13 protein-coding genes are annotated in these 15,305 nt (G+C 58.1%); 3 read left to right on the top strand and 10 right to left on the bottom strand.

The features are described 5' to 3' along the window. Window positions 1-159: 159 nt before the first annotated feature. Window positions 160-360, top strand: coding sequence for a hypothetical protein (locus tag E5180_RS02945; RefSeq protein WP_254700519.1), 201 nt, complete (start codon window positions 160-162; stop codon window positions 358-360). A gap of 5 nt (window positions 361-365) precedes the next feature. On the opposite strand, the gene E5180_RS02940 is transcribed toward E5180_RS02945, so the two are convergent. The 10 genes from E5180_RS02940 to E5180_RS02895 all read right to left on the bottom strand — a co-directional run bounded on the left by E5180_RS02940 (window position 366) and on the right by E5180_RS02895 (window position 11,724). After that, window positions 366-1,142, bottom strand: a complete 777-nt coding sequence (locus tag E5180_RS02940) for an enoyl-CoA hydratase-related protein (protein ID WP_138923084.1) — start codon at window positions 1,140-1,142, stop codon at window positions 366-368. Window positions 1,143-1,214: 72 nt separating this feature from the next. Further along, window positions 1,215-1,667: a cytochrome c-type biogenesis protein gene (locus E5180_RS02935; RefSeq protein WP_138923083.1), complete on the bottom strand. Its 453-nt coding sequence runs from the start codon at window positions 1,665-1,667 to the stop codon at window positions 1,215-1,217. Continuing rightward, a complete protein-coding gene (locus tag E5180_RS02930; protein WP_138923082.1) occupies window positions 1,664-3,625 on the bottom strand; it encodes a heme lyase CcmF/NrfE family subunit in 1,962 nt (653 codons plus the stop codon). The genes E5180_RS02935 and E5180_RS02930 overlap by 4 nt, the downstream gene beginning before the upstream one ends. Before the next feature lie 92 nt (window positions 3,626-3,717). Then, entirely contained in the window at window positions 3,718-4,293 is a 576-nt protein-coding gene (locus E5180_RS02925; RefSeq protein ID WP_138923081.1) for a holin family protein, read from the bottom strand. Beyond that, window positions 4,284-4,895: a holin-associated N-acetylmuramidase gene (locus E5180_RS02920; protein ID WP_138923080.1), complete on the bottom strand. Its 612-nt coding sequence runs from the start codon at window positions 4,893-4,895 to the stop codon at window positions 4,284-4,286. The genes E5180_RS02925 and E5180_RS02920 overlap by 10 nt, the downstream gene beginning before the upstream one ends. A gap of 79 nt (window positions 4,896-4,974) precedes the next feature. Then, window positions 4,975-5,418 (bottom strand): cytochrome c maturation protein CcmE, encoded by a 444-nt coding sequence (ccmE, locus tag E5180_RS02915; protein WP_138923079.1) that lies wholly within the window; start codon window positions 5,416-5,418, stop codon window positions 4,975-4,977. Between the two features lie 6 nt (window positions 5,419-5,424). Then, entirely contained in the window at window positions 5,425-6,453 is a 1,029-nt protein-coding gene (gene argC, locus E5180_RS02910) for an N-acetyl-gamma-glutamyl-phosphate reductase (RefSeq protein ID WP_138923078.1), read from the bottom strand. Window positions 6,454-6,489: 36 nt separating this feature from the next. Next, on the bottom strand, window positions 6,490-7,299 hold the full coding sequence (locus E5180_RS02905; RefSeq protein WP_138923077.1) for a glutamate racemase: 810 nt from the start codon (window positions 7,297-7,299) through the stop codon (window positions 6,490-6,492). A 12-nt stretch (window positions 7,300-7,311) separates the two neighbouring features. Continuing rightward, complete coding sequence (locus E5180_RS02900) at window positions 7,312-8,181, bottom strand: lysophospholipid acyltransferase family protein (protein ID WP_138925096.1); 870 nt, start codon at window positions 8,179-8,181, stop codon at window positions 7,312-7,314. A 126-nt stretch (window positions 8,182-8,307) separates the two neighbouring features. Continuing rightward, window positions 8,308-11,724 carry an indolepyruvate ferredoxin oxidoreductase family protein gene (locus E5180_RS02895; protein ID WP_138923076.1) on the bottom strand — a complete coding sequence of 1,139 codons (3,417 nt, stop codon included), beginning with the start codon at window positions 11,722-11,724 and terminating at the stop codon, window positions 8,308-8,310. Window positions 11,725-11,986: 262 nt separating this feature from the next. On the opposite strand from E5180_RS02895, the gene E5180_RS02890 reads away from it, so the two are divergent. Continuing rightward, entirely contained in the window at window positions 11,987-12,892 is a 906-nt protein-coding gene (locus E5180_RS02890; RefSeq protein WP_138923075.1) for a LysR family transcriptional regulator, read from the top strand. 252 nt (window positions 12,893-13,144) lie between these two features. Then, window positions 13,145-15,304, top strand: a complete 2,160-nt coding sequence (gene purL / locus E5180_RS02885) for a phosphoribosylformylglycinamidine synthase subunit PurL (RefSeq protein ID WP_138923074.1) — start codon at window positions 13,145-13,147, stop codon at window positions 15,302-15,304. Window position 15,305: the final 1 nt, after the last annotated feature.

The following is a 15,305-nucleotide window of genomic DNA, read 5'->3' as shown; positions in this document are numbered from 1 at the left end:
ACAGCGTCCTTTCAGACGCACCGTCGCGCAAATGACTCACGCCGCCTATGCGGAAAGGACCACCGTATGAAGGACCCTCGGCCCCGACTACAATGGGATAACGCGACCAGTCTCAGCTGCAAAACCGCACGGCACCACCCGGCGCCGCAGGGGTCTTTTGTGCACGATACTCAACAGAAATGTGACCAGATTGCGGTGGTATACGATAAGGGTCAGATGCCGCCCAGGATCACTGTTAAACAGGTGTCAGGCAGCGTCCACACCGTGCTGGCAGACGGTATCGCAGTCGCCGTCGTAGCAAGCGCCTCGCGCCCGACCCTCAACCCCGATGATGTGTTGCTGGTCGAACGCTCAGTCTAGACGGATTAACGGCCTTCAAAGTACGCAGGGCGTTTCTGCATGAAGGCGGTCACGCCCTCTTTGAAATCACGCGACTGACCGCATTTGCCCTGCTCCTGCGCCTCCAGCGACAGCTGATCCTCAAGCGTGTTGTCCCAGCTGGCACGGATGGCATTTTTTGCAGCGGCATATGCGCTGGTCGGACCTTGCGCCAGATGCGCTGCTTTGGCACGCCAATGCGCGTCAAAATCCCCATCGGCAACGGCTTCCCAGATCATGCCCCAATCATCGGCCTGACGGGCCGAAATCTTGTCCGCAAACAGGGCTGCGCCCATAGCCTTGGCGGTGCCCATTTGACGGGGCAGCGTGTACGTTCCGCCAGCGTCGGGCATCAATCCAATGCGCGTAAACGCTTGAAGAAAATAGGATGATTCCGTCGCAAAGACCACGTCCGTCGCCAGCGCGAGGTTCGCCCCTGCCCCTGCCGCCGGACCATTAACCGCCGCGATTGTTGGCACGGGGCAGTTGGTGATCGCCTGCAACATCGGGCCATATTCTTCGCGCAAGGTCCGTTCCAGATCCAGCGATCCCTTGCTGGTGCTATCACTCAGATCCTGGCCGGTGCAAAATGCGCGCCCGGCACCAGTGATAACTACGCACCGCGCTTCTTTACCAGCTTGGGTAAACGCGTGTTCGATCTCGGCCCGCATCTGCGTGGTGAGCGCATTCATTTTGTCCGGGCGGTTCATCGTGACCACGGCTAGCCCGTCGTTCAGGTCATAGGTCAGGGTTTGATAGTCCATGGCGCGGGTCCTTTTTGCACATTTCTTCTGCACATTACCCATAAGGCCACGCGCTGCCAGCGCAACCCCGCGTTAATCTTTTAGAATATCGTCCAGACGTGCCTGTTCACTCGCGCTCAGCGGGGCCTGTTCTTCGCCCGCGGTCCGAGCACGGCCCCGCAGATAGACAAGCCCGACCCCGCCTGCAAGCAATAGCATCAGCGGCCCGGCCGCCCAAAGCACCCAGGTCGACCCGCGCGCAGGTGGGTTGAGCAACACATACTCCCCATATCTGTCCACGATATAGGCCACCGCCTCTGCATCGGTGTCGCCTGCGACCAAACGCTCGCGCAGCAGGATACGCAGATCACGCGCGAGGCTGGCGTTGCTTTCGTCGATGCTTTCGTTGCGGCACACAAGGCAGCGCAACCCTTTGGACAAGGTCCGAGCGCGTTGTTCCAACACCGGATCAGACAGCACCTCGTCTGGTTGAACCGCCCATGCGGGCGTAACCAATAACATCAGCGCGAGGACCATCGCCCTCATTGCGCTGGTACCTGCTTTGCTTTTGCCGCCCCCGCCGCGACGCGGTAGCGACGGTCCGAAAGGCTTAGTAGCCCACCAAGTGCCATTAGAGCGCAGCCAATCCAAATCCAGTTGGTCAGCGGCTTGATATAGGTACGCACCACCCAACCGCCGCCGGCCTGTTCATCCCCGATCACGACATAGACGTCACGTAGCAGGTTATAATCAATCGCAGCCTCGGTTGTCGGCATCTGCGCCACGGGATAGAACCGTTTCTCAGGCCGTAGTTGCGCGATCTCTGCCCCGTCATGAAACAGTGTCACGCTTCCAGTGGTCGACACATAGTTCGGCCCCTGACTGCGCTTAACATCATCCAGCTGCACCGTATAACGCCCCACGTCATAGGATTCACCCAGCGGCACCGCGCGGATATCGTCCATCGACCACGCGGTAAGGCCAGCGACCCCTGCCATCGTGACGCCAAGCCCCGCATGGGCCACCATCTTGCCCCAGTCTGCCCGCGGCAATCGGCCAAGCCGGCGCAGACGGTTCTCACCGCGTCCGGTGCGGCCCCAGAGGTCGACAATGGTACCCATCACAATCCAGGCACCTAAGAACAACCCCAGCGGCCCCAATAAGCTGCGCCCTGATTGAATCGCATAAGCAAGCGCCCCGATCGCAATTGCCAAGACAAACACATACCGCAGCGGTTTCAGTGCGCGCGTAATTACCGCACGTTTCCACGGCATCGCTGACCCAATCGGTAGGATCAGACCCAACATAACCATGAAAGGTGTGAAGGCCGCGTTAAAGAACGGGGGGCCAACGCTTAATTTTCTGTCGAAAAACATTTCTGCCAGCAACGGCCACATGGTGCCGATGAAAACCACAAAACAAGCGACGGCCAACAGGACGTTATTTACCAGCAGCGCCGACTCGCGGCTCACCATGCTGAATACGCCTTTCGCCTCTAATGCGCGGGCGCGGGCGGCGAAGAGCACAAGCGCGCCGCCCATGAAAAATGCCATGATCATCAAGATAAAGACGCCGCGTTCAGGGTCATTCGCAAACGCGTGGACCGAGGTCAGCAGGCCAGATCGCACGATAAACGTCCCGATCAACGAGAAGCCGAACGCAAGAATCGCCAAAAGGATTGTCCAGCTTTTCAAACTCTCGCGCTTTTCAACCACGACTGCCGAATGCAGCAGTGCTGCCGCCAGTAGCCATGGCATAAAGCTCGCGTTTTCAACGGGATCCCAGAACCAAAACCCGCCCCAGCCAAGTTCGTAATAGGCCCACCAGGACCCAAGCGCGATACCGATGGTCAGGAAAATCCACGCCGCAAGCGTCCAAGGACGTACCCATCGACCCCACGCGGCGTCGATACGCCCCTCGATCAGCGCGGCAACGGCAAAGCTGAACGTCATCGAAAGCCCGACATACCCCAGATACAAAAACGGCGGGTGGAACGCGAGCCCGGGATCTTGCAGCAGGGGGTTCAGATCCTGCCCGTCAAAGGGCGGCGTGGCGAGACGCAGGAACGGGTTAGAGGTAAACAGGATAAAAGCAAAAAACGCGACGCCAATCGCAGCCTGTACCGACAACACCCGCGCCCGCAAGGTTGGAGGTAAGTTACCTCCGAACCACGCGGCCATGGCCCCGAAGAGCGAGACAATTAACACCCAAAGCAACATTGAGCCTTCGTGATTGCCCCAAGTGCCGCTGATTTTATACAACATCGGCTTCATCGAATGGCTGTTCAATACCACCAGCCGAAGCGAGAAATCGGAGCTTACAAAGGCCCACATCAGTGCGCCGAATGCCAGTAATGTCAGCGCGAACTGCGCGCCAGCGGCTGGCTCTGCTACGGCCATCCACCCCGGCCAGCGTTTATGGGCACCGATAAGGGGTACCACCATTTGAACAATGGCGACACCAAAGGCGAGTATAAGGGCGAAATGTCCGAGCTCTGTAATCATCCTGCGACCATAGGGCGGAGTGCGGTGCCTTGCCATGGGAATTCACACCGAAATCACGTCAGTGTGCGCAGCAAAGCGTCGCAGGGCGCGCCTTAGGCCGCAGCCTTGCGCCAATCGTCCAGTGCAGCGTTGTCAGATTCACCCGGAGCCACCTTTGACGCAAATGGGACAACGTCTTCGGTCTCCATTTGTCCCTCACCAGTTTGCAGCGCGTTCAGGTGTTCGATGTTCCGTATTACCGCCGGTGTCTGCGCGATGGTACGCGCGATAGAGTGTTGGAACTCTTGCGTTTTCACCTGATGCCGCGCGCCAAAGTAGAACGATACCACAGCGCCTAGTAACCACCACAACGGATCGGGCACCATCGCCACCCCTTGCATACGACTGGCAAACCAAACCGGGTCGACCATTGCCGCGACAAACAATCCTAACGTTCCAAGCGCTAAGGCCGGTCGTGGAAAACGATTCACACCATTCATAACGCGATCGAAGCGCCCCACCGGCGCTACGCTGAACTCAGCCGCAAACTGCACCATCGCCTGCTCTAGCGCGGCCGCATCACGCGCAGCGGTATTTTCGGCATTCTGGCGGAATACTTCGACCGTATCCCGCAAAACATTCCGACCATCACCAAAAACGAGGCCCAAAGCCTTATCAATCACCGCCATGCTGCGACCCTTTCGTTAAAGTCACGCGGGCTCAAATGATACTGCGGGGACATAAATTCCTCTGCGCGTTTGATCCATCCCCCTTTCGTGCCAGCCCGCGTGCGGGCGTATTTGCGACTTGCCGGTCGCTGATCGGCCAGCCCAAAATAATAATTACGGCGCGCCACAGCATAGGCGTTCACAAACTGTGCCGGAGCTTGAGCATAAGCGTGTCCCGCCGCACCCAAAGTCTGCGGCCCAAGCACACCATCTATAGCCACATCAAACCCCATATCCCTTAACAATCGCTGAAGAATTTTCACTGCATTGCCGCCAGCGTTCACGTACATATCGAATACAGACGGCTGCAACGGTTCGGGCAACTGTGCGATTTTGGGTTTGTGGAAATAATGTGTGATGAAAATCTCGGTCGCCTGAGCTTGGCTAAGCGCTTGAACATCTGCAACATTCACCGTGCCATCGCGATTTAAATCAAGCCCCAAACGGCGCATTGTATGGATAGTGACACCATGTTTGGTCGCCCCACCCGGATCATCTGGATCATTTACAAAGCCCCCTTCGCGCGCAACGATGGAATTGGCAATTTCTTCAACAGTTTGCATCAAATCGGCCCTTCTTACAGTTTTGTCCCTGCAAGAATGGCTGTTCAGATGTTAATTAATTCCGGCATCGCCGTACGCATCAGCCCTCGGGGGCCACGTAGACGCCCTGCTCTTTCAATGCGTCCACGACTTCTTTTGGCATGTAGTTTTCATCATGTTTAGCAAGGATTTCAGTCGCTTCGAACGTTCCGTTGATGTATCTTCCCGTACCGACCATACCCTGGTTTTCCTCGAAAAGATCGGGCAGCACACCGCTGTAGGTCACAGGAACAGTCGCGCCGCCATCGGTCACGGAAAAGCGGATGATCAGGCCATCGCCGCGCACAAGACTGCCTTCTTCGACCAGCCCGCCGATACGAAACACCTCTGTCGCGGCGGGCGGCTCTGCGATCACCTGACTGGGCGCGCGGAAAAAGTTGATCCCGTCACGCATGGCGTATCCAATCAGCGCGGTAGACAGCACAAGCGCCACCACTGCGACACCGATAACCTGAATACGTCGCTGCTTTTTAAGACTTTTCATGAGACCTCAGGGAAATAGCGGGGCCATCATCAGCCCCTCGACCTCGTCAATACCTAGCATCAGATTGGCGTTTTGCAACGCCTGCCCGCTTGAGCCCTTGGTCAAATTATCAAGTGCTGCGACCACAATTGCGCGCCCTTCAATCCGATCAGCCACCACGCCGATATGGCAAAAGTTCGACCCGCGAACATGACGAGTGCTCGGGGCTTCGCCAAACGGAAGCACCTCAATAAAAGGCTCGGCGTCATAGGCATCGGCCAACGTCTGGTGGATTTTCTGCGCCTCACCTTTAACGTAGACGGTCGCCAGAATACCGCGGTTGGCCGGCAACAGATGCGGGGTAAACTGTACTTTGACCGGACGGCCCGCGATGGCTGAAAACTCCTGATCGAATTCTCCCAAATGCCGATGCGTGCCCCCCAATGCATAGGCGTGGTACCCCTCGGACAGCTCTGCGTGCAGCAAATTCTCCTTTAAAGAACGCCCCGCACCAGAGACCGCGCATTTCAAGTCCAGAATGATATCGTCGAGATCGATCACGCCCTTCTCGATCAAGGGGCGCAGGGCGAACTGACCAGTGGCGGCATTACATCCGGTGCCGGCAACCAAACGCGCGGATTTGATTTCTTCGCGGTAGAATTCGGTCAGCCCGTAGACCGCCTCTTTCTGCTGCTCTAGCGCGGCATGGGGATTGCCGTACCACTTGGCATAGGCTTCAGGATCGCGCAGCCGGAAATCGGCCGAAAGGTCAACGATCTTGAGGTCTTTGGGCAGGTTCGCGATGACCTCTTGGCTGGTTTTATGCGGCAGCGCACAAAAGCACAGATCGATCTGTGAAAAATCGATCTCGTCGATGGTGACCAAGGCGGGCAGATCCATGTGGCGCAGGTGTGGAAACACCTTTGCTATTGTTTGCCCCGCCTTAGAGTTCGCCCCCAAGGCTTTGATCTGCATCGATGAATGGCCAGCGATCAGCCGGATAAGTTCTGCGCCGGTATAGCCGGAAGCACCAAGAATGGCGATGTTATGGGTCATGTCGGGTTCCGTTTGGAAAGTGTTAGCAAATACGTGTTAGGCCGCTTGGAAGGTCAACGGTCGTCGCAAGAATTGCGTTGCACGGCTGCTGACTTTTTTGGGGTCGCCCGTGGTCAAGAAGGCGGCCTCGCCCGTGCCCAACATATTGGGGTGACGTTGCAGGTAATCGCCCAGGCTATGCGCGACCAAATTGGCTTGGCTGAACACTTTGACATCGGGGCCAAGCGCATCCTGAAAGGTTTCCTGCATCAGCGGATAATGCGTGCACCCCAGAATCGCGGCCTCTGGCGCAGGCATTTTGCGCTTTAGCGCGTCCACGTGGCTGCGTACCAAGGCCTCGGCGAGGATGAAATCACCGTCTTCGATCGCATCGACGACACCGCCACAGGCCTGCGCTTCGACATCGACACCAATCGCCCGAAACGCCAGTTCGCGTTGGAACGCACGGCTGGCAACCGTCGCGGGCGTCGCAAACAGCGCCACATGTTTCAGATCGACCTCGCGCGGGGGGGAATTATCACCCCACTGGCGCTCGGTCATCGACTCAATCAGCGGCACGAAAACACCCAAGACGCGCTTGCCCGACGGGACCCACCCTTCTTGCATACGGCGCAACGCGGCCGCAGAGGCGGTGTTGCATGCAAGGATCACCAGATCGCACCCCGCATCAAACAGCCGCTGGGTGGCCGCTGTCGTCAGGTTGTAAATGTCGTCGGCATTGCGCACGCCGTATGGGGCATGGGCGCTGTCAGCCAAATACACGAAATCCACGTCGGGCAACTGCGCCTGAACGGCATCCCACACGGTCAGCCCGCCAAGACCAGAATCGAAAATACCAACTGCCATAACACCTTACCGTCATCTGTCGGCGCGATGCCGATCTTCAAATTCAAACCCCAGATCAAAGGATTTTGCGGGCTCTGGTGACAACTCATACGTCGCTTTGCGCAGGAAATCCATCATAGCTTTTGCGTCCTTTGCCATCGGGTCCAGCACATTCCTGCCGATGGGTTCGCCGATGACTACGCGCACAGGCGTATCGACCCGTTTCCGGAATTCTTTGATCAACAACCCCATGCGCAGGGTGTGATGAAGGTGGCTCGCAATCTGGAACATCCGACTGGTGTGCCCATCGAAATAGATCGGCACCACGGTCGCATTCGACTTGCCAATCATACGCGCCGTGAAACCGCGCCAGCCCGGATCCATCGGACGTGAGAAGGGTCGCGCCCCGGTGCTGACGGTACCGCCCGGAAAAACCCCGACAGCACCGCCCTGTCCCAGATAGTCCAGCGCGGTCTTGCGGGTGCGCAAGTTCAGCGCCAGCGCCGCCTTATCCTCATCAAAGCTGATCGGCAGCAGATGGCGGTTCAGGTTCGGCGCGCGGTTAAATACCGAATGGGCCATTATCTTGAATTCGCCTCGGCTGCGCGACAGCATGTGACCAAGCATCAACCCGTCAAGAATACCATAGGGATGGTTCGCCAACGCGATGATAGGGCCAGTGGTGGGGATGTTCGACAGGCTGCCGCCCACCACCTTAAGCGTCAGCCCATAGCGCTGGACCATCACGTCAAAGAACCCCATGCCGTGCGACATGTCATCTTCATAGCCGATGGCACGTTTCATCAGCCCCAGACGGCCTGTGCTGTTTTCCATCAGCCGGATAAATGCACGCGCAGGACGCGACTTGGCGGAATAGGCATAGCTGATGTCACGCGCTGTCATCGGTTTGAGGTCACGCTGCTGGAGGGTCAAGATCAGTTCCTTTTCAAGGGTCCTGCCTTGTCCTCTAGCAGCGCTTCATGACAGGCGCGTTACAGCCGCCCAATTCAACAGGCCTATTCTGCCGCCCTATTCTGCCGCGCGCGACGTTTGCGTGCCCCCTGACCGGATCACCGCCAGCAGTTCCTCGCGGCGCTTGGCGGCCTTGGACTCATTCGCCTGCTTTACCGGGCCAAAGCCGCGGATTTGCAGGGGGAGTTCGGCCAGAGCGACAATCGCGTCATGCGTCGCTTCGGTCAGCTGGGGCAATACGTCCTTCATGTCGGCTTCATACTGGGTGATCAAGGACCGTTCCATCCGGCGTTCTTCGGTGCGGCCAAAAGGATCAAACGGCGTGCCGCGCAGGAACTTCATGCGCGACAGCAGCTTGAACGGTCCCTCCATCCATGCGCCAAAGGTCCGTTTCATCGGGCGGCCATCAGCGCCGGTTTTCGACATGATGGGCGGTGCGAGGTTAAAGGTCATCTTGGGGTCACCGTCAAACGCCTCTGCCACTTTGGCACGGGTGGATTTCAACAGGCGTGCGACCTCGTATTCGTCCTTGTAAGACAAGAGCTTGTGATAGCCCAACGCCATGGCCTCCTTCAGGCGGTCATCCGTGATCTCGTCCATCATCGCGCCATAGCGTTTCGCCAAACCCTTGCCCTGATAGGCCGTCAGGTGGTCTTTCCGGAAGGCGATTTTTTCGTCCAAGGTTTTTGGCAGCGCGACGACATTTGGCGTCATTACACGCTTGGCGTCTTCGGGGTGCAACACCGCCCAACGGCCCATTTCGAACGCACGCAGGTTTCGTTCAACCGCCGCGCCGTTCAGCGTGATCGCCTGTTGCAAACTATCAAGCGAGAGCGGGATCAACCCTTGCTGCCACGCCGCGCCAAAGATCATCATGTTGGAGTAGATCGAATCCCCCAGCGTTGCCTTGGCCAAATCGGACGCATCAAAAAGCGCCACATCATCTTTCAACCGCGCCTCTAGTGCGAGGGTCAGCCGGTCATAGGGCATCTGGAATTCAGTATCGCGGGTAAATTCCCCCGTGATGATCTGGTGCGAGTTCACAACCGCCCCCGTCCGCCCAGCGCGCGTCAGGCCAAGTGTCTTTGTGCCGGCAGAGACAACAAGGTCCCCCCCGATCAACGCATCCGCCTCGCCCGTTGCCACGCGAATGGCGCTGATGTCTTCGGGTCGGTTCGCAATACGGCAATGGATGTGCACGGCCCCGCCCTTTTGGGCCAGCCCCGCCATTTCCATCATCCCAGCGCCCTTGCCGTCAATCTGTGCCGCTTGCGCCAGCACAGCGCCGATCGTTACGACCCCGGTACCACCGACTCCGGTGATCACCACGTTATGCGTCCCGTTGATGGCAGGCAGCTTTGGCATGGGCAGGTCGGGGATTTTGACCTCGGTTGTAGGGTCCTTACGGATCTTGGCCCCTTCAAGTGTCACGAACGACGGGCAAAAGCCATTCACGCAAGAAAAATCCTTGTTGCATGACGACTGATCAATCGCCCGCTTGCGTCCCAGTTCGGTTTCTTCGGGCACGATAGAGACGCAGTTCGACTGCACACCACAGTCCCCACAGCCTTCGCAGACATCCGTGTTGATGAACACGCGCTTGTCGGGATCGGGGAACAGCCCCCGCTTGCGTCGACGACGTTTTTCGGCGGCACAGGTCTGGATATAGACGATTGCGCTGACGCCCTTAAGCTTTGCGAAGTTCTCTTGCACGGTTTGTAGATCGGCACGCTCGTACATGGGCACGTCGCCAAAGGCCTTTTGATCCACATCCTCTTTTTCGTCATAGACCACAGCGATATTCTTGACGCCCATGGCCTTGATCTCTGCCACGATACGCGGCGCGTCCAGATCGCCTTCGTTATGCTGGCCACCTGTCATCGCAACAGCATCGTTGTACAGGATCTTGTAGGTAATGTTCGTCTTGGCCGCGATGGCCGCACGGATCGCCAGATTGCCCGAGTGGTTGTATGTCCCGTCCCCGAGGTTCTGGAACACATGCTCGCGCGTTGAGAACTTGGACTCACCGATCCAGTTCGCCCCTTCGCCCCCCATATGGGTAAAGCCCGTCGTCTCGCGGTCCATCCATTGCACCATATAGTGGCAACCGATCCCGGCATAGGCGCGGCTCCCTTCTGGGAGCTTGGTTGATGAGTTATGTGGACAGCCTGAACAGAAGTACGGCACACGCGCGGCAATGTCTTCGGCGTTATCGGCACGTCGTGCGGTATCCAGCGCTTCCATGCCGGCCTTAATGCCATCGGTATTTCGGCCTTCCTCGATAAAGATGCCCCCCAGCTTTTCGGCGATCCATATCGGGTCCAGCGCGCCACGGGTGGGGAACAGCTCTTCGCCATGCTCCATCCCGGCACCACCGCCTTTGTGCCAGCCATAGACCCGACGATGCGTATCCGAGAACAAGGCCTCTTTGATCTGCACTTCGATCAGCTTGCGCTTTTCTTCGACGACAATGACCAGATCAAGCCCTTCAGCCCAGGAATGGAAGCCCTTCATATCCAGTGGGAAAGTCTGACCGATCTTGTAGAGTGTGAGGCCCAGACGCTCGGCTTCGTTTTCGTCGATGTTGAGCAGGCTCATAGCGTGGATCACATCCAGCCAGTTCTTACCCGCAGCCACGATGCCGATTTTGGCCCCGCGCTTGCCCCACATGCGTTTGTCCATCTTGTTGGCATGGCTGAACGCTTCGGCGGCATATCGTTTATAGTCAATCATCCGCGCCTCTTGCAGGTGCGGCGTATCTTGCAGACGAATGTTGAGCCCCCCGTCGGGCATATCAAACTGCGGCGTGACCAGCTTCATCCTGTTCGGGTCGCCATTCACCACCGATGTTGCCTCTACGGTATCTTTCATCGTCTTGAGACCGACCCATAGCCCGCTAAACCGACTTAGCGCCCATCCATAAATACCGTAATCAAGGATCTCTTGCACACCGGCAGGGCTGACAACGGGCATATAGGCATCCACCATCGCCCACTCGGACTGGTGCAACACGGTAGAGGATTCACCCGTGTGGTCATCCCCCATAGCCATCAGCACACCACCATGTGTGGACGAGCCTGCCATATTGGCATGGCGCATCACATCACCGGAACGGTCCACCCCCGGGCCTTTACCGTACCACAGGCCAAACACACCGTCGTACTTGCCTTCGCCGCGCAGCTCTGCCTGCTGACTGCCCCAAAGGGCGGTAGCGGCAAGATCTTCGTTCAGGCCCGGCTCGAACACGACGTTATGCGCGGTCAGCGACTTGGCGGCGCGCTCCATCTGCAAGTCCACGGCCCCCAAGGGCGACCCGCGGTATCCGGTCACATAGCCCGCGGTGTTTAGACCTGCGGTTTTGTCCCTTGCGGCCTGCATCATCATCATGCGCACCAACGCCTGTGTGCCGTTCAGCAACACTGGCGATTTCTCAAGGTCATACCGGTCAGTTAGTGAAATTTTTTGCGTACCCATAGCGCGTCCTCCCCTACGTGCAATCAATAGCTATGGCTTCACACTAGGTCACAAAAGCTGACCTGTCTAGCGTTGTGTCCGCCCCAATATAACAATGCACCGGACGCGCGCCCTTGATCTTTTGCACACTGACCCGATCTATCCGTGATAAGATAAACGTATATGTCCCGATGCCCCCTGTCGGAGGGTTGTTTTTAAACCGTAATCCGCGCAAAGATGGCTGCTCTTGCGAACAGCGCGCACATCACAAAAGGTGGCCCTCATGGATTGGGACAAGCTCAGAATATTTCACGCCGTTGCGGATGCCGGCAGCTTGACCCATGCGGGGGACAAGCTGAACCTGTCGCAATCTGCGGTCAGCCGCCAGATCCGCGGGTTGGAAGAGCAGTTGAATACCAACCTGTTCCACCGCCATGCGCGCGGGCTGATCCTCACGGAACAAGGCGAGCTGCTGTTTGATGCCACAGTCGCCATGTCGAAACGGCTCGATACCGCTGCGGCGCGCATCCGCGACAGCGAAGAAGAGGTCTTTGGCGAACTGCGCGTCACCACGACAACCGGCTTTGGCACCTTATGGCTGGCACCTCGCCTGCCCAAGCTTTACGAAAAATACCCCGACCTCAAAGTCGACCTGATGCTGGAAGAGCGCGTGCTGGACCTTCCTATGCGTGAAGCCGATGTGGCCATCCGCATGAAAGAACCGTCGCAGGCCGATCTGGTGCGCAAAAAGCTGATGATGATCAAGATGTGCATGTACGCCTCACCCGCCTATCTCGAGGCGAACGGCACCCCGCAGCGGCTTGAAGATATGTCGGACCACCGCCTGATCTGCCAGAATACAGACAGCAACCAGGTGCACGCGGGCCTGAACCTGATCCAGCAGCTAATGATGCATGACGTGCGGTCGATGCTGACGGTAAACAACTACTTTGGTGTGCTCCAAGCGGTCATCAACAACCTCGGGATCGGGGTTCTGCCTGACTACCTGATCCAAGACTTCCCCGACCTCGTGCAGGTGCTCCCCGAGACCGAGTCGGCTGATGTACCTGTGTTCCTTGCCTACCCCGAAGAACTGCGCTCGTCCAAACGGGTCGCGGCATTCAAGGATTTTGTCCAAGACGAGATCATCACCCACCGCAAACTGCTGCGTGAGAAGGAATCCCGCTAGCTATGCGAAAACCGCATATCGGGCATGTCATAGATTAACGATTCCAGCCTTGATCCACGCACTCGCGCCGCATAATTGGGCGGTATGAAGACGGGCGGCTCCGTGCCGCTTCTTCATACCTCCCTGTTGGACTCGGCCGAGCTTCGTGCTCGGCCTTTTTTTTGGCCGACGCTCTTCTCCCGCCTTAGGTCTTTTCCCCGCGCTGCGCTTGATCTAAGAGGTGTGGCATATTGCTAGGGGAAAACGCGCATCATGACCGAACCAGCCATCACGCAAGAACTGATTTCGAGCCACGGCATCAACGCCGATGAATATCAGCGTATTCTGGACATCATCGGGCGCGAACCCACATTTACCGAACTGGGCATCTTTTCGGCCATGTGGAACGAACACTGTTCCTACAAGTCGTCAAAGAAATGGCTGCGCACGTTGCCGACCGAGGGCCCTCAGGTGATCTGCGGACCGGGCGAAAACGCGGGCATCGTCGATATCGGCGACGGCCAGGCGCTGGTTTTCAAAATGGAAAGCCATAACCACCCGTCCTATATCGAACCCTACCAAGGGGCCGCGACTGGCGTGGGCGGCATCCTGCGGGATGTCTTCACCATGGGCGCGCGTCCTATTGCGGCGATGAATTCGCTTAGCTTTGGCTCGCCTGAGCATCGCAAGACCCGTCAACTGGTGCATGGCGTCGTTGCAGGCGTTGGCGGCTATGGTAACTGCTTTGGCGTTCCAACTGTGGGGGGCGAGGTTCGGTTTGACACCGCCTATGACGGCAACTGCCTTGTGAACGCTTTTGCTGCCGGTCTGGCCGACACAGACAAGATTTTCTACTCCGCCGCTTCCGGCGTCGGCATGCCTGTTGTGTATCTCGGCGCGAAAACCGGCCGCGATGGCGTCGGCGGCGCGACAATGGCTTCGGCTGAATTTGACGACACCATCGAAGACAAACGCCCCACCGTTCAGGTCGGCGACCCCTTTACCGAAAAGCGCCTGATGGAAGCCACGCTAGAGCTGATGGCGACCGGTGCTGTAATCTCCATTCAGGATATGGGTGCGGCGGGTCTGACCTGCTCTGCCGTGGAAATGGGCGACAAGGGCAACCTTGGTGTACGTCTGGACCTCGAAAAGGTCCCGACCCGCGAACATGCCATGACCGCCTATGAAATGATGCTGTCGGAATCCCAGGAACGTATGCTGATGGTCCTGCGCCCCGAACTCGAAGCCGAGGCGAAAGCCGTCTTTGACAAATGGGACCTCGACTTTGCTATCGTGGGCGAAACAATCGCCGAAGACCGTTTCTTGATCGTGCACAATGGCGAGGTCAAAGCCGACCTGCCGCTCAAGGCGCTGTCGGGCAACGCCCCCGAATATGACCGCCCCTACGTAGAGACACCCGCAGCCGAACCACTGTCGGATGTGCCGGGCATTGATCCCATCGACGGGCTGCACGCGCTGATCTCCAGCCCGAACTACGCATCCAAAGCGTGGGTCTATGAACAATATGATACGATGGTTATGGGCGACAGCGCCCGCACACCGGGTCTGGGGTCGGGTATCGTGCGCATCCATGGCACAGACAAAGCCATAGCGTTCACCTCGGATGTGACGCCGCGCTACGTCAAGGCGAACCCTGTCGAGGGCGGCAAACAGGCCGTGGCCGAAGCCTACCGTAACCTTTGTGCCGTCGGGGCTCTGCCCCTTGCCACCACCGACAACCTGAACTTCGGCAACCCCGAAAAGCCCGAGATCATGGGCCAGTTCGTCGGCGCGCTGAAAGGCATCGGCGAGGCAGTTTCCGCGCTGGATATGCCCATCGTGTCGGGCAACGTTTCGCTGTACAATGAAACCGACGGCAAAGGCATCCTGCCAACGCCCACCATCGGCGCAGTCGGCCTGCTGAAACACACAGACGAGATCATCGGCAAAGAGGTCCGTGACGGCCATGTCGCTTTGGTTCTGGGTGCCACCGAAGGGCACATCGGGCAATCTGCCCTGCTGCTCGAAGTCTTCAACCGTCGCGACGGCGATGCGCCCCATGTAGATCTGGCCTTAGAAAAAGCCCACGGTGAATTCATCCGTGCCAACCGCGCGCTGATCAAAGCCTGTACCGACCTGTCAGACGGTGGCCTCGCGCTTGCCGCGTTCGAGCTGGCCGAGGAAGCTGGCGTCGGGGTCACCCTGGATTCCGCCGATACACAGGTTCTGTTTGGCGAGGATCAGGCGCGCTACCTGATTGCGTGCAACTTCGACCAAGCCGAAGCCTTGATGGTCGCGGCCCAAAGCGCCGGTCTGCATCTCGAAAGCGTCGGGAAATTCGGCGGCGACCAAGTGAACTTTGGTGGTGTCAAAGCGCCGCTGGCAGATTTGTCGGCGACCTACCGCGGGGCCTTTGCAGCCACCTTTGCCTAAG

Source organism: Sulfitobacter sp. BSw21498, from assembly GCF_006064855.1.
GTDB lineage: Bacteria > Pseudomonadota > Alphaproteobacteria > Rhodobacterales > Rhodobacteraceae > Sulfitobacter.
The sequence above is the reverse complement of the archived record's forward strand: the minus strand, read 5'-3'. Positions and strand labels throughout refer to the sequence as shown.